13 protein-coding genes are annotated in these 21,266 nt (G+C 71.3%); 7 read left to right on the top strand and 6 right to left on the bottom strand.

Annotated features, from left to right (window positions below; translation table 11 throughout):
- The first annotated feature begins 268 nt into the window (after window positions 1-268).
- Together OG736_RS30160 and OG736_RS30155 are read left to right on the top strand one after the other, a co-directional pair.
- On the top strand, window positions 269-1,933 hold the full coding sequence (locus OG736_RS30160; RefSeq protein ID WP_327185168.1) for a M4 family metallopeptidase: 1,665 nt from the start codon (window positions 269-271) through the stop codon (window positions 1,931-1,933).
- A gap of 72 nt (window positions 1,934-2,005) precedes the next feature.
- The gene (locus tag OG736_RS30155) at window positions 2,006-2,524 is read left to right on the top strand and encodes a DUF1990 domain-containing protein (RefSeq protein WP_327185167.1); all 519 of its coding nucleotides are present in this window, start codon (window positions 2,006-2,008) and stop codon (window positions 2,522-2,524) included.
- A 77-nt stretch (window positions 2,525-2,601) separates the two neighbouring features.
- Here the strand turns inward: OG736_RS30155 and OG736_RS30150 are convergent, their stop codons facing one another.
- The 6 genes from OG736_RS30150 to OG736_RS30125 form a co-directional block, all read right to left on the bottom strand.
- On the bottom strand, window positions 2,602-3,777 hold the full coding sequence (locus tag OG736_RS30150) for a hypothetical protein (RefSeq protein ID WP_327185166.1): 1,176 nt from the start codon (window positions 3,775-3,777) through the stop codon (window positions 2,602-2,604).
- 214 nt (window positions 3,778-3,991) lie between these two features.
- Window positions 3,992-4,243 carry a hypothetical protein gene (locus OG736_RS30145; RefSeq protein WP_327185165.1) on the bottom strand — a complete coding sequence of 84 codons (252 nt, stop codon included), beginning with the start codon at window positions 4,241-4,243 and terminating at the stop codon, window positions 3,992-3,994.
- A gap of 280 nt (window positions 4,244-4,523) precedes the next feature.
- Window positions 4,524-5,798, bottom strand: coding sequence for a vWA domain-containing protein (locus OG736_RS30140; protein WP_327187749.1), 1,275 nt, complete (start codon window positions 5,796-5,798; stop codon window positions 4,524-4,526).
- A gap of 68 nt (window positions 5,799-5,866) precedes the next feature.
- Window positions 5,867-7,168, bottom strand: coding sequence for an AAA family ATPase (locus tag OG736_RS30135; RefSeq protein WP_327187748.1), 1,302 nt, complete (start codon window positions 7,166-7,168; stop codon window positions 5,867-5,869).
- A 71-nt stretch (window positions 7,169-7,239) separates the two neighbouring features.
- Window positions 7,240-8,673, bottom strand: a complete 1,434-nt coding sequence (locus OG736_RS30130) for a hypothetical protein (RefSeq protein WP_327185164.1) — start codon at window positions 8,671-8,673, stop codon at window positions 7,240-7,242.
- A 193-nt stretch (window positions 8,674-8,866) separates the two neighbouring features.
- A complete protein-coding gene (locus OG736_RS30125; protein WP_327185163.1) occupies window positions 8,867-11,491 on the bottom strand; it encodes a glycosyltransferase family 1 protein in 2,625 nt (874 codons plus the stop codon).
- Window positions 11,492-11,768: 277 nt separating this feature from the next.
- Between OG736_RS30125 and OG736_RS30120 the strand changes: the two genes are divergently transcribed.
- The 5 genes from OG736_RS30120 (at window position 11,769) to glgB (ending at window position 21,105) form a co-directional block, all read left to right on the top strand.
- Window positions 11,769-12,980, top strand: coding sequence for a S8 family peptidase (locus OG736_RS30120; protein ID WP_327185162.1), 1,212 nt, complete (start codon window positions 11,769-11,771; stop codon window positions 12,978-12,980).
- A gap of 192 nt (window positions 12,981-13,172) precedes the next feature.
- Window positions 13,173-15,347: an alpha-1,4-glucan--maltose-1-phosphate maltosyltransferase gene (locus OG736_RS30115; protein ID WP_327185161.1), complete on the top strand. Its 2,175-nt coding sequence runs from the start codon at window positions 13,173-13,175 to the stop codon at window positions 15,345-15,347.
- Window positions 15,344-17,062, top strand: a complete 1,719-nt coding sequence (treS, locus tag OG736_RS30110; RefSeq protein ID WP_142266231.1) for a maltose alpha-D-glucosyltransferase — start codon at window positions 15,344-15,346, stop codon at window positions 17,060-17,062. Before OG736_RS30115 ends, treS begins: the two co-directional genes overlap by 4 nt.
- Window positions 17,063-17,171: 109 nt before the next feature.
- On the top strand, window positions 17,172-18,551 hold the full coding sequence (locus tag OG736_RS30105) for a maltokinase N-terminal cap-like domain-containing protein (RefSeq protein ID WP_327185160.1): 1,380 nt from the start codon (window positions 17,172-17,174) through the stop codon (window positions 18,549-18,551).
- A 301-nt stretch (window positions 18,552-18,852) separates the two neighbouring features.
- Complete coding sequence (gene glgB / locus OG736_RS30100; RefSeq protein WP_442817197.1) at window positions 18,853-21,105, top strand: 1,4-alpha-glucan branching enzyme; 2,253 nt, start codon at window positions 18,853-18,855, stop codon at window positions 21,103-21,105.
- Window positions 21,106-21,266 lie beyond the last annotated feature (161 nt).

Here is a 21,266-nt window from a genome sequence, read left to right as displayed (position 1 = left end):
GACGCCGTCCCGGAGTCTCGACTCCTCCGGGGCGGCGTCCCCTTTTTGCCAGCGCCTTACCTACGCCCTGTTGGCCTTTGACCCAGGTCAAGTGCGTTTACATTCCGGCAATGTTCATCCGGCAGTTGATTTTCAGCCAACATCACTTCGGGGTCCTGACATGTACGCGCCTTGATGCCAGTCTTCCTGTCACCCGCCGCACAACTTCACAGCAGTCACGGACAGCCACCCCACGCTGCCCGGGCACCCCCACATCCAAGGAGCTTGTGTGACCTCCCTCTACGCGCGTCACAAGCGCACCACGCTGGCCATCGCCACCGCCGTCGCGGCCGGAGCCCTGGTCACCACCGGCCTGACCGCCGGTACCGCCGCCGCCCAGACCCCGGCGGACGCCACCGGTGCGACGCCCCTCGCCGTGCCCACCGCGCTGGCCCCGGCCGCCCGCACCGCCCTGATCCAGGACAAGCAGGCCGACGCGCCCGAGACCGCGCAGGAGATAGGCCTCGGCACCCAGGAGAAGCTGGTCGTGCGCGACGTCGTGAAGGACGCGGACGGCACGGTCCACACGCGCTACGAGCGGACCTACGCGGGTCTGCCGGTCCTCGGCGGCGACCTGGTCGTCCACGAGTCGGCCGCGGGCGCGAACAAGGGTGTCACCAAGGCGACCAGCACCACCATCAAGGTCGCCTCGCTCACCCCCGTCGTCACCGCCGCCAAGGCCGAGAAGCAGGCCCTGACCCTCGCCAAGGACGCCGGCTCCGCCAGCACCGAGGCCAGCGACGCGCCCCGCAAGGTGATCTGGGCCGGCAACGGCAGCAAGCCGGTCCTCGCCTACGAGACGGTCGTCGGCGGTCTCCAGGACGACGGCACCCCGAACGAGCTGCACGTCATCACCGACGCGGCCACCGGCAAGAAGCTGTACGAGTACCAGGGCATCGAGACCGGCACCGGCAAGAGCCTCTACTCGGGCACGGTGACCCTCGGCACGACCCTCTCGGGCTCGACGTACCAGCTGACCGACGGCACGCGCGGCGGCCACAAGACGTACAACAAGGCGCACGCCACCAGCTCCTCGGCGGGCACCCTGTTCACCGACGCGGACGACACGTGGGGCACCGGCGCCGCCTCCAGCTCGACCACGGACCAGACGGCCGCGGTCGACGCCGCGTACGGCGCGCAGGCGACCTGGGACTTCTACAAGTCGACGTTCGGCCGCAGCGGCATCAAGAACAACGGCGTCGCCGCGTACTCCCGCGTCCACTACGGCAACGCCTACGTGAACGCCTTCTGGGACGACAGCTGCTTCTGCATGACGTACGGCGACGGGTCGAGCAACACCCACCCGCTGACCTCGCTGGACGTGGCCGGCCACGAGATGACGCACGGCGTCACCTCCAACACGGCGGGCCTGAACTACTCGGGCGAGTCCGGCGGCCTCAACGAGGCGACCTCCGACATCTTCGGCACCGCCGTCGAGTTCTACGCGGCGAACACCTCGGACGTCGGCGACTACCTCATCGGCGAGAAGATCAACATCAACGGCGACGGCACCCCGCTGCGCTACATGGACCAGCCCAGCAAGGACGGCGGCTCGGCCAACTACTGGTCGTCCTCGCTGAAGAACCTGGACGTGCACTACTCGTCCGGCCCGGCGAACCACTTCTTCTTCCTGCTCAGCGAGGGCAGCGGCAGCCGGACCATCAACGGGGTCAGCTACAACTCCCCGACCTACAACAGCTCCACCCTCACCGGCATCGGACGCGCCAAGGCCGTCCAGATCTGGTACAAGGCGCTGACGACCTACATGACCTCGACGACCACCTACTCGGGTGCCCGCACGGCGACCCTGAGCGCGGCGTCGGCGCTGTACGGCTCGACCAGCACCGAGTACAAGGCCGTGGCGGCGGCCTGGACGGCCGTCAACGTCGCCTGACGATCACATAGTTGAAACAGGGCGGTACCCGGGACGAAGGCATCCCCGGGTACCGCCCTACTCTTGGCTCCCATGTCTTCGAAGGACTTCACGTACGACGATGTCGGCGCGACCCGCGACCGCCCCGGCCACTGCCCTCCGGGCTTCCACTCCCTCCACGTCCGCACCCGCCTCGGCGAGGGCCACGACGTCTTCCGCCGAGCCGCCGAAGCGGTCCTGACCTGGGAGATGCACCGCACCCTGGGCGTGGGCATGGACACCACCGCGGACCGGGCGGCCCCCGACGTCGACGTCACGGTCACCCTGGCCGGTCTCATAAAAGCCCCCTGCCGAGTGGTCTGGACGGTGGACGAACACCGGCGGGCCGGCTGGGCGTACGGCACCCTCCCCGGCCACCCCGAATGCGGCGAGGAGTCCTTCGTCGTCGACCGCACGGGGGACGGCACGGTCTGGCTGACGGTCTCCGCCTTCAGCCGCGGCGCGAAGTGGTACGCGAGGGCCGGCGGTCCGGCGACCCGCGGCTTGCAGCAGGCGTACGCACGCCGGTGCGGGGTGGTGCTGCGAGGGTTGTGCGGGGGCGACGAGTCTTAGCCGAGGACGCGTCACAGCGAGGACGAGTCAGGGCCGGGCGGGCCGCCCCCGCGCACCGCGCACCGCGCACCGACAGGTCAGGTACGGGACACCACGCCGCAGCCCTCGGAGTGCCCGGCGAGGTCCTGGCTGCGGTCGTACGGGTCCGTCGTCGGGCCGGTCGCAGGCGCGCCCGTGGGCTCGGCCGTCCCGAACTGGGGGTGCAGATAACCGTCGTACACGTCGCAGGCGGAGTTGCCGATCTCCTGGTCGTACTTCGTGACGGTGATCTTCCCCGGCGTGACGACCCACTTGGCGGGATCGAAAAGCTCGACGTCGATGACGCGGCGCACGATGGTGCGCTCCACCTCGGTCGGGGCGTCCTTGTCCACCCGCACCAGCGGATACACGAAGGTGTAGTCGGCGTGGACGACGACGGAGGCGCTCTCGCCCGCCTTGAACGTCATCCGTCCCCGCGTCTTGACCACGTCACCGGCCAGGCGCAGTTCGGCGGGGTCGAAGCGGCTGAACATCAGCACCGGGTCGTGCTTCTCGTCCGGCTTGCTCAGCGAGGTGTCCAGCAGGTCCAGCAACTCCTTCTGCCGCGGCTCGATCACGGAGAGCACTGTCTCGGGTCGTCCGCCGCGCAGGGTGGCCGGATCGAGGTTCGCGTCGATCAGCAGCTTCCTGGTCTGCTGAAGCGCCTGCTCCACCTGGGCCTTGGACAGCGATCCGACGCGGGTCGCCTTCGGCGGCACGATGCCGGCCGCGCCGTCGGCCCACTGCAACGCCGGGGAGCCCGCGAACGGCCGCTCGATCGTGGGGATCGCGACGCCGGCCGCGTCGGGCGCGCCGGTCGGGGCGGCGGTCTCCAGGGGCAACGGCGAGGCGGAGACGGCGGATCCGGGCTCGCCGACACCGAAGGGGTTCCCCGGCAACAACGACGGCCGCATCGCCACGACGACCAGAGTGATCACGGCGGGCACCCCGAGGAAGGCCCACAGCCGCCGTCTCCTCAGAGCCGCCCGCTCGTGCGTCTGCTGCAGATCCGCAACGGTTCGCCACCCCTTGGGCGTCGCCCCGCGCGCCTCCTGATGCCGCAGCCGCTCCGTGACCTCACGGGCTCGCGCGGACGGCTCCTTCGGCGCGGAGTCGGGTATCCCGCGTTCGCTGTCCTGGACGAACTTCGCCCATTCCTCATCGGATATGGAGCTGCCGTCCCCCTCCCCCTTTTCCGAACCGGATCTGTGCTCTTCGGACGGTCTGTCAGACACGCGCCGTCGGCCTCTCTCTGCGTCGGTCACCGGGCGGCACAGCCTATGTCAGCCCTGCTCAGGCGTGGCGAGAGGCCTGGTCTCGACCGGATCCCCGGGCTGCCACTCCTCGGAGCTCCACTCCGGCGTGGGAGACGGACGGGGCGGCGCGGGTGGCGGATTGGACCCCCGGTTGGGATTCTGCGCGACAGAACCCGACCCGCCCGACCCACCGTCACCCGTACCGGAGCCGCTCGACCTGCCGGAGCCGCTGCCCGCCTTCGCCGACGAGTCCTTCGTCGCCCGCGGCGCCGAGGTCTTCGACGGCGACGGCGAGGCCGACGCGGTCGCCGAACGACTCGGAGCAGGGCTCGGTGAAGCAACACCGCTCGACGGACTCACCGACGCGGACGCCGAGCCCGAGGGTGAACTCTCCCTGTCCGCCGACCCGTCGGCACCCCCGGCAGCCGAACACCCCACCAGGCACAGACCGGCCACCACCACGACAGTCCCCAGGACACCCGCCCCACGACGACGGACTCCGGACATCTCGGGTCTCACTTCGCTCACTTGCTTCATTCCGCTCATCCGCTGTTCCGACGTGCCGAACGCGCGGAATCCCCCCGCCCAAACGATCACGAGTGGGCAAGTTCTAAAGGATCTCCCAGCGGGAGCACAAGATATTCACACAGTTCCGTCGATCGAAGTGAACGTGATCACACGACATTCACCACACAACGCCCTCACCCGGTCACCCGGTCACCCGGTCACCCGATCTCCACCACCCGGGCCCAGGCCGGCGGCTCGTCCGGGACGTAGTCGGGGTCGTCCTCGTCGTACGACGCCGAGCAGCGGGGGAACAGGCCCACCACCGTGCGGCACGGCGGGCGGGTGCTCGGCCAAGGGGTCTGGCCGTCGGTCAGGGCGACGATGACGTCGGGGCCGGGCCGCGCGCGGAGGGCCTTGGTGAAACCCGCGCGCAGATCCGTACCGCCGCCGCCCATCAGCGGGATGCCCTCGCCCCGGCACAGCGGATGCACGATGCGGGCCGCCGCGTCGCACGGCACCACGGTGACCAGGTCGCGTCGGCCGCCCACGGCCCGGGAGATCGCGGCGACCTCCAGGATCGCGCTGCCCAGTTCGGCGTCGCTGACCGATCCGGAGGTGTCGATGACCACGCTCACCCGGGGCGGTCTGCGGCGCAGGCTCGGCAGGACGGTGCCCGGGACGCTCGCGGAGCGGCGGGACGGTCGGCCGTAGGAGTAGTCCTCCCCCGCGCCCGGGGCCGAGGCCGCCGAGCGGACCGCCGCGCCCAGCAACTCCCGCCACGGCTGCGGCGGATGGAAGGCCTCCTCCGCCCACCGCCGCCATCCCGCCGGGGCGGTACCCCGGCGGCCGGCGATGCCCTGCGCCACCCGGAAGCGGACGGCGTCCCGTTCCTGTTCGCTCAGGCCGTGCGCGCCGTCCGGGCCGAGGTCCCACTCCCGTTCCCGTCCGTCGACGCCGCTGCCGCAGTCCAGCCAGACCAGGTTCTGGGTGTGCGGCCCGAGGCGGAACTGGCGCAGGTAGTCCTCCATCAGCTCGCCCGGCCGCAGCCCGAGGGAGTCCGGCGTGACGGCGCCCTCCGGCTCGACCAGCCCGTCCCCGAACGCGTCGTCATTGATCTCGCAGTCGGCGGCGATGTTCATCCGCAGCTGTTCGCCGGGGCCGGTCAGCCCCCGCTCCCGGGCGACCCGTTCACTGCGCCCGTGGTGATCGCGCAGCAGGTGCGACACCTCGTGCACCCACACCCCGGCCAGCTCCTCCAACGGCATACGGTCCACGAACGCCGGTGAGACATAGCAGCGCCAGTGCCGGTCCACGGCCATCGTCGGGACCCACCGCGACTCCACCGGATGCAGGGCGAACAGGGCCGTCGCCAGGTAGGGCCGCGCCCGGGCGGCCTGCAGCCGGGCGGCGAAGAGCTTGTCGAGGTCCAGGGGCCTCGGCTGCACCGTGCCCCGGGGCCTGCCGGTGACGGCCCGCGCCTCGTCGGGGTTCATCGGCCTGTCGGGGCTCGGCGGCTTGTCGGGGCTCGTCGGCCCGTCGGCGCTCAACAGCTCGTCCGGGCTCATCGGCCCGCCTTCGCGGCGGCCGTGGTCCGCGCCGTCGCGCGATCCGCCGCCTGGTCCGCCCGCCGGGACAGGGTCACCACTCCGGCCAGCTTCTCGATCGACGCCGGTACGTCCCAGTCCTCCCGGCGCAGTGAGGCGAGCGTCGTCGCGGGGACGACCACCAGATCCGGGGCGCCGGTCTCCAACGCCCGTACGAGGAGCGCCCACGCCGCGTCCCAGCGGGACCGGTCGGGACGGGTACGGACGGCAGCCACGACACCGTCCAGCACGGCCTGGCGCAGATCGCCCCGCTCGGGCAGGTCGGCGCCCGCCGGGTCGGCGAGCAGTGTCTCGGGGTCGGGGAGGTCCATCCGGTCCAGGCTCGCCAGCAGTTCCAGTCCCGGGCCGTCGCCGACCGTGCCCCTGACCAGCAGGGAGAGTACGTCGCGGGAGGAGCCGGCGGCGGTCGCGAAGGCGATCAGGCTCAGGGTCATGTCCCAGCTGCGCGGCGACGGCCAGGCGCCGCCCCGGCGCGCTTCACTGCTGGGCAGCTGATGGACGAGCTTGGGGCGCGCGGCGAGCAGTCCGCACACCGCGCGCCGAGCGAAGTCCACGGCCTCCGGCAGCTTCGCCGGGTCGAGCCGGGGCAGGGTCGCCCGGGGCCAGGTCCCGCCGAGTCCGCGGACGACGACCTCGTGGTCGTGGGTCCACTGGAGGTGGACGAACCGGTTGGCCAGCGGCGGGCTCAGTTCCCAGCCGTCGGCGGCCGAGCCCCGCGGGTTGGCGGCGGCCACGATCCGCACCCCGGGCGGCAGGGTCAGCGCGCCGATCCGACGCTCCAGCACGAGGCGGAGCAGGGCGGCCTGCACGGCCGGCGGCGCGGTGGACAGTTCGTCGAGGAACAGCAGCCCCCGGCCTGCCCTCACGAGCCGCACCGCCCAGTCCGGCGGAGCCATCGGAACACCCTGCTCCGCCGGATCGTCCCCGACGATGGGCAGCCCGGAGAAGTCTGACGGCTCGTGCACGCTGGCGATCACCGTGGTCAGCGGCAGGTCCAGCGCCTCCGCGAGCTGGGTCAGCGCGGCGGTCTTGCCGATCCCCGGCTCGCCCCACAGCAGTACGGGGAGGTCGGCGGCCACGGCCAGCGTGAGGGCCTCCAACTGGCTGTCGGGACGCGGTTCGGTGGTGGAGTCACGCAACAGGGCCAACAGCTCGCCCGCCACGTCGAGTTGGGAGGTGGAAGCCGGGACGGAAGGGGTCAGGGCGGAAGAGGTCGGGTCAGAGGGGGGCGGAGTGGCGAAGAGGGTACGCGTGGGCATGGGTGTGGGCATGGGTGATCACCTTTGGGGTTCGAAGAAGTTCGCAGGAGTTCGCAGGACGAGAAGGGAGGTCAGCGAGGAACGCCGTGGCGTGGGTGCGCGCGCATGTGGCCGGGACGGCGGCGGTCCCGGCCGGGCCCCGGGCCGATCAGGCCGGCCCTGAACAGTCCGTAGGTGATCCGCCGTTGCGCGGCCGCCTCCAGTTCGTCCCGCAGAGCACCGTCGCGCAGGACCGCCTCGGGGCCCAGCAGCCCCTCCACGACGGCCAGCGCACCGGCGACATCACCGTGGACCAGGCGTTCGCGCACGCCGACGAGACAGTCCGGACGCCGGTGTGCCCGGTCGATCGCCTGGAGACAGGGCAGCGGAGTGCCGGTCAGTGCGGCCAGCAGTTCCTCGCGCCGGATCTCGGTCGGGTCGTGGTCCAGCGGAGCCAACACCCCGTCGACCAGGCCGATCCGGTGCGTCGCTCCCCGGCACTCCACGAGCCGGGCCCGTGCCGCCCGGTCCGGAAGCCGACCCGGTACGGGCGCCGCGTACTCCGTTCCGAGCTGCTCCGGTACGACGTGCTCCGGTACGAGCGCCGAGGCGACCAGCGGATGCAGTCGTCCGGCCTCGATCGCTCCCGCACGGATCAACTCCAGGTCGGGCAGCACCCAGGTCGCCGCGTCGGGCAGCACCGGCAGCGCGGAGACACAGCCCGCCGCACCGCGCAGGACAGGCCGCGCGTCGCGAAGTTCGCCCTCCTCGGCCTGATCCAGGACCAGCCGCCGCCCCGACCCGAGACGCACGAGGACGGAACCGGTGGTCCGCCCCTCCGCCCGCAGCACGATCCCCGCCTCGTCCACCCACCGGTCCACGGCACAGCCGAGCACCGGCAGTTCCGTGCCCCGCGCGGGCGGGTCGAGGACTGGCGGGTCGAAGACGGGCGGGTCGTCTCCAGGTGGTCGATCGGCGCCGCACCGCACCCGCAACTCACCCGTTCTGCGCGCGTCCCACAGGTGACGGTGCAGGTCGAGACGGAACCGTCGGTCGGGACGCGGATGCGGATGACGGCGGTCCCCCGCCATCGGGCCGGCCGCGTCCCACAGCGCGAGGCTGATCCGCTGCCCGGCATCCGCCCAGGCGGGCGGTGTCCGCACCACGAGATGCACGGGCCACCGGGTGTCTTCCCGCCCCGCGATGTCGTACCGGGCCAGGGAGACGGTCGCCCCCGGCCGTAGCAACCCGTCGGGAGCGACCCTCGGCAGATGCCAACGCAGCAGGTCAGGAGCCAGGTGCCGGAGATCGGACCGGAGTTGGGAAACGAATGCACGACCGTACGTCCGCGCCACGGCACGAAGGTCGAGGTCGATGTCGACACCTGCGGCGGCACAAGCACCGGCCCAGTCCCCTACACGGCGGCGGGCGGTCGCGGTCTCGATCATGGAGGCCGGCACGGCGAACTCGCGCACGCGCAGCCAGAAGGAAAGTCGGGAATCCTCGTTCGCGATCGGAGTGAGCATCAGCACTCACCTTGCGCGGACGGGGCCCCCGATCTGTCTACAGAAGAAGTAGTCATCGCCGGGGAGCATAGCCCTCCGACGGCGATCTGCCCACCGGATATCGCAGGACGAGCCCCCTCCGTGATGGGGGAAGATGCAGCCCGCCCCGAGGCGCCGACGTCACCCGTCGGCGCCTCGGGCTCATGGCGAGCGGTTACCGCAACACCACCCCCGCCCCTTCCACCGCCTCCTCCGACGGCACCTCCAGCAGGCCCAACTCCGCGCCGGAGGCCAGCAGTCGGTGGGCCGGGAGGATGCGGACCGTGTAGCCGTAGGGTCCGGTGCGGTCCAGGGACAGGGGGCCCTCGTAGAGCCAGCGGCCGTCCAGGTCCGGGCCGCCGGAGGGTTTCAGGGGGACCGTCGCCGCGTCCGTGATGCGGTCCTCCTCGTCGACCCGGCCCGAGACGGCCTGCACCTCGACGTCGTCGGGGGTGAGGTCGCCGAGGCCGACGCGGACCCGCAGCGCGAGGGTCGTGCCGAGTTCGGCGTTGGTGGTGGCCACCGACGTCTCGACATGGTCCACCTGCACCGCGTGCCAGCCCGAGCGCACCCGCTGTTTCCAGAGCGCGAGTTCGCGGGCTGTGTCGGGGGTCATCGTCCGGTGCGCGTGAGCGGCCGGCGTGTAGAGCCGTTCGACGTACTCGCGGACCATGCGTCCCGCCAGCACCTTCGGGCCGAGCAGGGTGAGGGTCTGGCGGACCATCTCGATCCAGCGGTCGGGCAGGCCCGCCCGCCCGCGTTCGTAGAAGCGGGGGGTGATGCGCTGTTCGAGGAGGTCGTAGAGGGCCGCCGCCTCGATGTCGTCGCGGTGGTCGGGGTCGGTGCCGACGCCGTCGGCGGTGGGGATCGCCCAGCCGAAGTCGGGCTGGAACCACTCGTCCCACCAGCCGTCCAGGACGGAGAGGTTGAGACAGCCGTTGAGCGCCGCCTTCATGCCGGACGTGCCGCAGGCCTCCAGCGGGCGAAGGGGGTTGTTGAGCCAGATGTCGCAGCCGGGGTACAGCTTCTGCGCCATCGCCATGCCGTAGTCGGGCAGGAAGACGAGGCGGTGCCGGACGCGGGGGTCGTCGGCGAACCGGACCAGTTCCTGGACCAGCCGTTTGCCGCCGTCGTCCGCGGGGTGCGCCTTGCCCGCGACGACGATCTGGATCGGCCGCTCCGCGTGCAGCAGCAGGTCCATCAGCCGGTCGCGATCCCTCAGCATCAGCGTCAGGCGCTTGTACGAGGGGACCCTGCGCGCGAAGCCGATGGTGAGGACGTCCGGGTCCAGGACGCCGTCGATCCAGCCCAACTCGGCCGTGCCCGCGCCGCGTTGGCGCCAGGAGGCGCGCAGCCGATCCCGTACCTCCACCACCAGCTGCTCGCGCAGGTCGCGGCGCAGCTCCCAGATGTCCTGGTCGGGGATGTCCGCGACGGCGTCCCAGCGGTCGGAGCCACCGACGCTCAGGGCGTCCTCGGCCCGACCGGAGCCGAACTGGCGGGCGCCGAGCCGCAGGACCTCCGGGGCCACCCAGGTCGGGGCGTGCACGCCGTTGGTGACGGAGGTGATCGGCACCTCTTCCGGGTCGAAGCCTGGCCACAGGCCGGAGAACATCTCCCTGCTGACCTGGCCGTGCAGCAGGGACACGCCGTTCGCGCGCTGCGCCAGCCGCAGGCCCATCACGGCCATGTTGAAGAGGTTCGGCTCGCCGCCCGGGTAGGTCTCCATGCCCAGCCGCAGGATGCGGTCGACGTCCATGCGCGGGAGCTCGGCCTGGGGGCCGAAGTGGCGGGCGACCAGCTCACGGTCGAAGCGGTCGATGCCGGCCGGGACGGGGGTGTGGGTGGTGAAGACCGTGCCGGCCCGGACGGCTTCGAGGGCGGAGTCGAAGTCCGACCCGGTGTCGGCGAGTTCGGCGATCCGTTCCAGGCCGAGGAAGCCCGCGTGGCCCTCGTTGGTGTGGAAGACCTCGGGCGGGGCGTGGCCGGTCAGCCGGCAGTACGTGCGTACCGCCCGGACACCTCCTATGCCCAGCAGCATCTCCTGGAGCAACCGGTGCTCGCTGCCACCGCCGTAGAGCCGGTCGGTCACCCCGCGTTCGCCGAGGTCGTTCTCCTCGACGTCCGAATCGAGCATGAGGAGCGGGACCCGGCCCACCTGGGCCAGCCAGACGCGGGCGTGCAGCTGTTTGCCGGCGGGGAGGGCGAGCGAGATCTGCGCGGGAGTGCCGTCGTCCTCCTTCAGGAGGGTCACCGGCAGTTCGTTGGGGTCGAGGACGGGATAGTGCTCCTGCTGCCAGCCGTCCCGGGAGAGCGACTGACGGAAGTAGCCGTGCCGGTAGAGCAGCCCCACGCCGATCAGCGGGACGCCCAGGTCACTGGCCGCCTTCAGGTGGTCGCCGGCCAGGATGCCGAGACCTCCGGAGTACTGGGGCAGCGCGGCCGTGACGCCGAACTCGGGTGAGAAGTAGGCGACGGCGGCGGGCAGCCCGGCGGTACGGGGCTGCGCCTGGTACCAGCGGTCGCCGGTCACGTAGTCGTGCAGGTCGTCGGCGGCGGCACTCAGCCTGCGCAGGAAACGGCGGTCCCCGGCGAGCTCGGTGAGGCGTGCCGGGCGGACGCCGCCCAGGAGTCTCACCGGATCGCCGTCCGAGACGGCCCAGCGCTCGGGGTCGACGGACTGGAAGAGGTCGCGGGTCTCCGCGTGCCAGGACCAGCGCAGGTTGCGGGCCAGATCGCTGAGTGGCCGCAGGGGTTCGGGGAGGAGGGGTCGGACGGTGAATCGACGGATCGCCTTCACATTCCACCTCGGCGTGCGTGAGGAAGAGACGCACGGCGGTGTGCGTCCACGTCGTCTACGAAGGTACCGGCGCCGACGCGGGCCTCGCTGAGGGCTGGCCGCCCGCGGACCTCGCTTTTCGGCCCGACCCGCGACAACGGGCCGAAACCCTGTTTCGTCCCGGTAGGCCACCTTGTGGCCTTTCGCCCCGCACGAGAGGCTGCCCAGTGGCGTACCCGGCGAAGTCGGATGAGTCGGTGGAGCCTCGTGCGCCGAGTCGAGGAGGGGAACTCGAACCATGGCACGGACGCGAAAGCGGCGTCTGCGCCGGGTGGGGGGCCTGACCGCGGTCGTCACGACCGTGGTCCTTTCGGCCGTCACCCCGCCCGCGCACGCCGCACCGGAGGGGAAGATACTCGGCGCCGGTCTGCCCGGTTCCGTCGGCGGAAGCTATCTGGTCACGCTGAAGGAGGACACCGACGCGGCGTCGAAGGCCGGGCGCGGTCTCGTCGGTTCGTACGGGGCGACCGTCAGCCGGACCTACGACACGGTCCTCAACGGGTTCGCCGTCGAGGCCGACGAGAGACAGGCCCGGCGCCTCGCGGCCGATCCGCGGGTGGCCTCGGTGGTCCAGGACACCCGGGTGACCCTGGATGCGGCCGGGGTCTCGAAGAATCCGCCGTCCTGGGGGCTGGACCGCGTCGACCAGCCGGGCCGGACGCTGGACAACAGCTACAACTGGCCGAATTCGGCGGGTGCCGGGGTCACGGTGTACGTGATCGACACCGGCATCCGGATCACGCACGCCGACTTCGGCGGCCGGGCGAGCCACGGCTGGGACTTCGTCGGAGGTGACCGGGTCGCCGCCGACGGCAACGGCCACGGCACGCATGTCGCCGGCACCGTCGCGGGCACGCGTCTCGGTGTCGCCAAGAAGGCCAGGGTGGTCGCGGTACGGGTGCTCGACAACGCCGGTGCGGGCACCACCGCGCAGGCCATCGCGGGCATCGACTGGGTCACCCGGCACGCGCACCGGCCCGCGGTCGCCAATCTCAGCCTGGGCGGCGGCTACAACGCGGCGCTGGACGCGGCCGTCCGCGCCTCCATCCGGTCCGGTGTCACCTACACCGTCGCCGCGGGCAACGTGGGACAGCCGGCCGCCCTGCACTCCCCGGCCGACGTGCGGGAGGCCATCACGGTCGGCGCCACCGACCGGGGGGACGCCAGGGCGGGCTTCTCCAACTACGGTTCGGCTCTCGACCTGTTCGCACCGGGAGTGTCGATCACCTCCGCCTCGTCCAGGAGCGACACCGGCCGGGTGGCCCACTCCGGTACGTCGATGGCGGCGCCGCACGCGGCGGGGGCGGCCGCGCTCCATCTCGCCGACCATCCGAAAGCCACGCCCGCCCAGGTCGCGCGGGCGCTGGTCGCGGGGGCGGTGAACGGCAAGGTTTCCGGCCGGGGACCCGGTTCGCCGAACAAACTCCTTCAGGTTCCACCGTTCACCTGACGGGGCTCCGAGGCCGGCTCCGTTCCCCTCGAACGGGGCCGGTCTTGTGCGTTGACAAACGCACGGGTAGTTAACAACGTGCCGGATTGCTCACCCGAATAGGGTGGAAGGCTCCTCCGGTACTCCCCCGCAGGACCCCCCTCCCCACCACATCCATCCGCCTACCCCCCGTTGATGCGGACAGGAGCGGTCATGCCAGCAAGGCACCACCCGTCATCACCCCCGACGCCTCGCACCAAGAACGACAAGAGCAGCAAGAACGGCAAGAGCCCCGACGGCGCCGGCAACGCCGAGAAGGACACCGCAGTCCCGGTGCTCACGCCCGCACCCGGTCCGCCTGCCCCGGAGCGATCCTCCTCGGGCGGCGACACCACCGCCGTCGGGCGCATACCCGTCCTGGACGTCCGCCCGTTCGTCCAGCAGGGTCGCCGGCCCGCCAAGGCGGTCACGGGTGAGACGTTCGAGGTCTCGGCGACCGTGTTCCGGGAAGGGCACGACGCCGTCGCCGCCAACGTCGTGCTGCGGGATCCGGACGGCAACCCGGGCCCCTGGACGCCGATGCGTGAACTCGCCCCGGGCACCGACCGCTGGGGCGCGGACGTCACGCCGGACGCGACGGGCCGCTGGACCTACACCGTGGAGGCCTGGAGCGACCCGGTCGCCACCTGGCGGCACCACGCCCGCATCAAGATCCCCGCGGGGATGGACACCGAGTTGGTCCTCGAGGAGGGCGCGCGGCTGTACGAACGGGCGGCCGGCGGAGTGCCGGAGGACCCCGACCGCACCGTGGTGCTTGCGGCGGCCGAGGCGCTGCGCGACGAGACCCGCCCGGCCGTCTCGCGGCTGGCGGCGGCGCTGACGCCGCAGGTAGACGCCGTGCTCGGCCGGCATCCGCTGCGGGAGCTGGTCACCGCGTCCGAGCCGCTGCCGCTGCTGGTCGAGCGGGAACGCGCCCTGTACGGCGCCTGGTACGAGTTCTTCCCGCGTTCGGAAGGGACCGCCGAGCGCCCGCACGGCACCTTCCGCACCGCCGCGCGCAGGCTGCCCGCCATCGCCGCGATGGGCTTCGACGTCGTCTACCTCCCGCCGATCCACCCCATCGGCACGACCTTCCGCAAGGGCCGCAACAACACCCTCGACCCCGGCCCGGACGACGTCGGGGTGCCCTGGGCGATCGGCTCGCCGGAGGGCGGTCACGACGCCGTCCACCCGGACCTGGGGACCATCGAGGACTTCGCGTGGTTCGTGGAGCGGGCGGCTGAGCTGGGCCTGGAGATCGCCCTCGACTTCGCCCTCCAGTGCTCCCCCGACCACCCCTGGGTGCAGAAACACCCCGAGTGGTTCCATCACCGCCCGGACGGCACCATCGCCTACGCCGAGAATCCGCCGAAGAAGTACCAGGACATCTATCCGATCGCCTTCGACGCCGATCTGGACGGTCTCGTCGCGGAGACCGTGCGGGTGCTGCGGCACTGGATGTCGTACGGGGTGCGGATCTTCCGGGTCGACAACCCGCACACCAAGCCCGTCGTGTTCTGGGAGCGGGTCATCGCGGACATCAACCGCACCGACCCCGACGTGATCTTCCTCGCCGAGGCCTTCACCCGTCCCGCGATGATGCACACTCTCGGCCAGATCGGCTTCCAGCAGTCGTACACCTACTTCACCTGGCGCAACACCAAGCAGGAACTGACGGAGTACCTCACCGAACTCTCGGGGGACGCCGCCTCCTACATGCGGCCCAACCTGTTCGCCAACACCCCCGACATCCTGCACGCCTATCTCCAGCACGGCGGCCGCCCCGCCTTCGAGATCCGCGCCGTCCTCGCCGCCACCCTCTCGCCGACCTGGGGCGTCTACAGCGGCTACGAACTCTGCGAGAACACGGCGCTCAAAGAAGGCGGCGAGGAGTACCTCGACTCGGAGAAGTACCAGCTCAAACCCCGTGACTGGGCGGCCGCCGAACAGGCGGGCCACAGCCTCGCCCCGCTGCTCACCCGACTCAACGAGATCCGGCGGGCGAACCCGGCCCTGCACCAACTCCGCGATCTGCACTTCCATCCGACCGACAAGGAAGCGGTGATCGCCTACTCGAAGAGGAGCTCGAAGAAGAGCGGTTCGAACACGGTTCTGGTGGTCGTCAACCTCGACCCCCACCACACCCAGGAGGCGACGGTCTCGTTGGACATGCCGCAACTCGGCCTGGACTGGCACGAGTCGGTGCCGGTGCGCGACGAGCTCACCGGCGAGACCTACCACTGGGGCAGGGCCAACTACGTGCGCCTCGAACCGGGCACCCGGCCCGCGCACGTACTCACCGTCCTGCGACCGTCCAACCCGCAGATCGGAGGGTCACCCACACCATGATCGTCAACGAGCCCGTTCCCGACACCTTCGAGGACACGCCCGCCAAGGACCGCGACCCCGAGTGGTTCAAACGCGCCGTGTTCTACGAGGTCCTCGTCCGCTCCTTCCAGGACAGCAACGGCGACGGCGTCGGCGACCTCAAAGGCATCACCGCCAAACTCGACTACCTGCAATGGCTGGGAGTCGACTGCCTCTGGCTGCCGCCCTTCTTCAAATCGCCCCTGCGCGACGGCGGATACGACGTGTCCGACTACACCGCCGTCCTCCCCGAATTCGGCGACCTCGCCGACTTCGTCGAATTCGTCGACGCCGCCCACCAACGCGGCATGCGCGTCATCATCGACTTCGTGATGAACCACACCAGCGACCAGCACCCGTGGTTCCAGGAATCGAGGAAAGACCCCGACGGCCCCTACGGCGACTACTACATGTGGGCCGACGACGACAAACAGTACGGCGACGCCCGCATCATCTTCGTCGACACCGAAGTCTCGAACTGGACCTTCGACCCCGTACGCAAGCAGTACTTCTTCCACCGCTTCTTCTCCCACCAGCCGGACCTCAACTACGAGAACCCGGCCGTGCAGGAGGAGATGATCTCCGCGCTGCGGTTCTGGCTGGACCTGGGCATCGACGGCTTCCGCCTCGACGCCGTGCCCTACCTGTACGCCGAGGAGGGCACGAACTGCGAGAACCTCCCGGCCACGCACGAGTTCCTCAAAAGGGTCCGCAAGGAGATCGACGCCCACTACCCGGACACGGTGATCCTCGCCGAGGCCAACCAGTGGCCCGAGGACGTCGTCGACTACTTCGGCGACTACGCCTCCGGCGGCGACGAATGCCACATGGCGTTCCACTTCCCCGTCATGCCCCGCATCTTCATGGCCGTCCGCAGGGAATCCCGCTACCCGGTCTCGGAAATCCTCGCCAAGACCCCCGCGATCCCCTCCCGCTGCCAGTGGGGCATCTTCCTGCGCAACCACGACGAGCTCACCCTCGAAATGGTCACCGACGAGGAACGCGACTACATGTACGCGGAATACGCGAAAGACCCGCGTATGCGCGCCAACATCGGCATCCGCCGCCGGCTCGCACCCCTCCTCGACAACGACCGCAACCAGATCGAACTCTTCACCGCCCTGCTGCTCTCCCTGCCCGGCTCGCCGATCCTCTACTACGGCGACGAGATCGGCATGGGCGACAACATCTGGCTCGGCGACCGCGACGCCGTCCGCACCCCGATGCAGTGGACACCTGATCGCAACGCAGGTTTTTCGTCCTGTGACCCCGGGCGGCTCGTTCTGCCGACCATCATGGATCCCGTCTACGGGTACCAGGTCACCAACGTCGAGGCGTCGATGTCGTCGCCCTCCTCGCTGCTGCACTGGACCCGGCGCATGATCGAGATCCGCAAGCAGAACCCCGCCTTCGGCCTCGGGACCTACACCGAACTCCAGTCCTCCAACCCGGCCGTCCTCGCGTTCCTGCGCGAGGCCCCCCTGACCAAGGAGGGAGAGGACGACCTGGTGCTGTGCGTGCACAACTTCTCGCGGTTCGCGCAGCCCACGGAACTGGACCTGAGCCGGTTCAAGGGGCGGTACCCGGTGGAGCTGTTCGGCGGGGTGCGTTTCCCTGCGGTCGGTGACCTGCCGTACCTGCTCACCATGGCGGGCCACGGCTTCTACTGGTTCAGGCTGCGCAGGGACGCGGCCTAGGCCGTGTCCGCGGCCTCGAACCCCGGGCGGGGCGGTTTCCGCCGCCCCGCCCGGGGCACGCATCAGTAACGCCCCGACCCCGACACCCGGGGAAAGGAATGTGACACCTATGGCGGCGACTGTCACACTTTCCGGCCGGACCGACCCCGGCCTCCTCGCTTCGCTGGACCCCCTGCTGCGGGAGTGGCTGCCCCGGCAGCGCTGGTTCGCCGGCAAGGGTCGTCCGGTCACCGGGTTCTCGCTGGTGGCGGCCACCGAGCTGCTGCCGGCCCACACCAGACCGGGGCTGTACCACCTGCTGGTACGCGCCCATCAGCCGGCGGTGCCCGGCGACTGCTACCAGCTCCTGATCGGCGCACGCGAGGCCCTGCCACCCCGGCTGGCGCCCGCGCTGATCGGCCATGTGACCCAGGGTCCGTTGGCAGGGCGGACCGTGTTCGACGCCCTGTACGACACCCGGCCCGCCGAGGTACTGCTGGAGGCGCTGCGCACCGGGGCCCGGATCGGCGGGCTGCGCTGCGAGCGGGATCCCGGGCAGGAGATCCGGTCCGGGCTGGTCCCGCGCCGGCTGACCGGCGAGCAGTCGAACTCGTCCGTCATCTATGGAGATACGTTCATTCTGAAGCTGTTGCGCCGGGTCGTGCCGGGCGTCAACCCCGACCTGGAGCTGCCGCTGGCGCTGGCCCGCGAGGGCTGCCCCCGGGTGCCCGCGCCGACCGCGTGGATGTACGGGGACCCGGGTGAGGGCGAGGGCGATGCGTACGTCCTGGCCGTGCTCCAGCCGTATGTGCAGGGCGCGGCGGACGGCTGGGAGCTGGCGCTGCGGGAACTGGCCAAGGGTGAGGACTTCGCCGCCGAGGCGCGAGCGCTGGGGCGGGCCACCGCCGAGGTGCACGGTGCGCTGGCCCGGGCGCTGCCCACGGCGACCCTGGGGCAGGCGCAGATACGGCCGATGGTGGACGGCATGACCGGGCGGCTGGACGCCGCCGCGCAGGCGGTGCCCGCGCTGCGCCCGTACGCGCCGGCGCTGCGCACCGCCTTCACCGCGCTGGCCGACCTCGCGGCCGAGGGCCACACCTGGACCGCCCAGCGCGTCCACGGCGATCTGCACCTCGGGCAGTGCCTGCGCTCGCCCTCCGGGCAGTGGTCGCTGATCGACTTCGAGGGGGAGCCCGCCAGGCCGCTGGCCGAGCGGCGGATGCCCCAGCCGACCGTGCGGGACGTGGCGGGCATGCTGCGCTCCTTCGACTACGCCGCCCACTCCGCGGATCCGCCTGCGCCGGCCTGGGCACACGCCTGCCGGGCGGCCTACTGTTCCGGGTACGCCGAGGTGGCGGGCGTCGATCCGCGCACCGACCCCGTGCTGCTGCGGGCCCATGAGACCGACAAGGCGGTCTACGAGGTGGTCTACGAGGCCCGGCATCGCCCCGACTGGCTCCCTGTACCGCTGTCCGCGATACACCGCCTCGCCGCACCCGACCTGCCTTGAGGAGGCTCCGTACGTGACTCCCCCGAAGAAGAAGGCCACCGCGAAGAAAGCAGTGACCAAGAAGGCGGCGGCCGACAAGGCGGCGAGGAAGAAGACGACGGGCAAGAAGGCAGGGGTCGACAAGGCGGCGGGCGAGAAGGCGCCGGTCGAGAAGACGGCGAGCGACAAGGCCACCGCCGAGGAGACGTCGGCAGCGGGAGCGACAGAGGCGGCGGCCGCAGCGACAAGGGCGGAGACAGAGGCCGAGGCGGCGGCAGCGGCAGCCGAGGAGGTCGCCGCGAAGGAGCCGGCGAGGCACCCCGTGGACGCCTCCCCCGAGGCCGGCGTCGACGCCGGCCCCTCCCCGACCGCCGTCGTGGAGCCCGTCGTCGACCCCGCCATCGGCCCCGCCGACCGTGAACGCCTGCTGCACGGCACCCATCACGACCCGCACTCCGTGCTGGGCGCGCACCCGGTGCCCGGCGGGGTCGTCTTCCGGGCGCTGCGCCCCTACGCGCGGTCCGTCACGGTGCTGTCGGGCGACCTGCGCGCCGAACTCCACGACGACGGCGACGGCTTCTTCTCCGGCCTGCTGCCCCTGACACAGGCCCCGGTCCACCGGCTCCTGGTGACCTACGAGAGCACCACCGTGGAGACCGAGGACGCCTACCGTTTCCTGCCGACGCTGGGCGACCTGGACCTGCACCTGATCGGCGAGGGCCGGCACGAGCAGTTGTGGACGGTGCTGGGCGCGCGTCCGACGACCCACCAGGGTGTGAGCGGCACCGCCTTCTCCGTGTGGGCGCCGAACGCGCGCGGGGTGCGGCTGGCCGGCACCTTCAACTTCTGGGACGGCACGGGGTACCCGATGCGGTCGCTGGGCTCGTCCGGGGTCTGGGAGCTGTTCGTGCCCGGGATCGGCGAGGGCGAGCTGTACAAGTTCGACATCACCCGCCCCGACGGCTCGCACACGCTGCGGGCCGACCCGATGGCGCGGCGCACCGAGGTGCCGCCGGCGACCTCGTCGGTCGTGCACGCCTCGCACTACGAGTGGGGCGACGAGGAGTGGCTGGCCCGGAGGGCCGAGATACCCGTGCACGAGGCTCCGTTCTCCGTGTACGAGCTCCATCTGGCCTCCTGGCGACCGGGGCTCACGTACCGGCAACTGGCGGATCAGCTGCCCGCGTACGTCCGGGACCTCGGCTTCACGCATGTCGAGCTGATGCCGGTCGCCGAGCATCCCTTCGGTGGTTCGTGGGGCTACCAGGTCACCGGTTTCTACGCGCCCACCGCCCGGCTCGGCACACCCGACGACTTCAAGTACCTGGTGGACGCGCTGCACCGGGCCGGTGTCGGCGTCCTGATGGACTGGGTGCCGGCGCACTTCCCGCGCGACGAGTGGGCCCTCGCGGAGTTCGACGGGCGTCCGCTGTACGAGCACGAGGACCCGCTGCGCGCCGCGCATCCCGACTGGGGGACGCTGGAGTTCGACTTCGGGCGGCGCGAGGTGCGCAACTTCCTGGTGGCCAACGCGGTGTACTGGTGCGAGGAGTTCCACATCGACGGGCTGCGCGTGGACGCCGTCGCCTCGATGCTGTACCTCGACTACTCGCGCGAGCCGGGTCAGTGGACCCCGAACGAGCACGGGGGCCGGGAGAACCTGGACGCGGTGGCCTTCCTCCAGGAGATGAACGCGACGGTCTACCGCCGCAGCCCCGGGGTCGTCACGATCGCGGAGGAGTCCACGGCCTGGGACGGTGTCACGAGGGCCACGCACCACGCGGGCCCGAGCGGCTTCGGCGGGCTCGGCTTCGGGCTGAAGTGGAACATGGGCTGGATGCACGACTCGCTGGAGTACATGAGCCACGAGCCGGTGCACCGCAGGTACCACCACCACGAGATGACGTTCTCGATGGTGTACGCCTACAGCGAGAACTACGTGCTGCCCATCTCCCACGACGAGGTGGTGCACGGGAAGCGCTCGCTGGTGTCGAAGATGCCCGGTGACTGGTGGCAGCAGCGCGCCGCGCTGCGGGCGTACCTGGCGTTCATGTGGGCCCACCCGGGCAAGCAACTCCTCTTCATGGGCCAGGAGTTCGCCCAGGGCGCGGAGTGGTCCGAGGCCCACGGCCCCGACTGGTGGCTGCTGGATCCGGCGTACGGCGCCGAGGCCGACCACCGGGGCGTCAGGGACCTGGTCCGCGACCTGAACACCGTCTACCGCGCGACGCCGGCCCTCTGGCAGCAGGACACCGACCCCGCCGGGTTCCAGTGGGTGGTCGGGGACGCGGCGGAGGACAACGTCTTCGCCTTCCTGCGGTACGACGCCGAGGGCTCCCCGCTGCTGTCCGTCTCCAACCTCTCCCCGGTCGTCCGCCACGACTACCGTCTCGGCGCACCCGACGACGTCCCGGCCTGGCACGAGGTCCTCAACACCGACGCGGCAGGGTACGGCGGCAGCGGTGTCGCCCATCCCGACCCGGTCAAGCCGGAGCCGCAGGGTCATCACGGCCGGCCGGCGAGCGTCCGGCTGACGCTGCCGCCGCTGGCGGCGGTGTGGCTGCGGCCTGCATGAGCCCTGCCCCCGGGCAACGGCCCGGGGGCGAATCTTTCGGCCGGTTGCCGGCCGGTGCGTCGGCGTGCGGGCGGAGGCCCGGTCCCCGCCGCACGTGATCACCGCACCGGCCGCGCACCGCGGTGATCACGGCGCGACCGTCGTGCCCTGCCGGTCCCGCG

Source organism: Streptomyces sp. NBC_01334 (assembly GCF_035983595.1).
GTDB lineage: Bacteria > Actinomycetota > Actinomycetes > Streptomycetales > Streptomycetaceae > Streptomyces > Streptomyces coriariae.
Note: the sequence above shows the minus strand (reverse complement) of the source record. Positions and strands in the feature narration are given on the sequence as shown.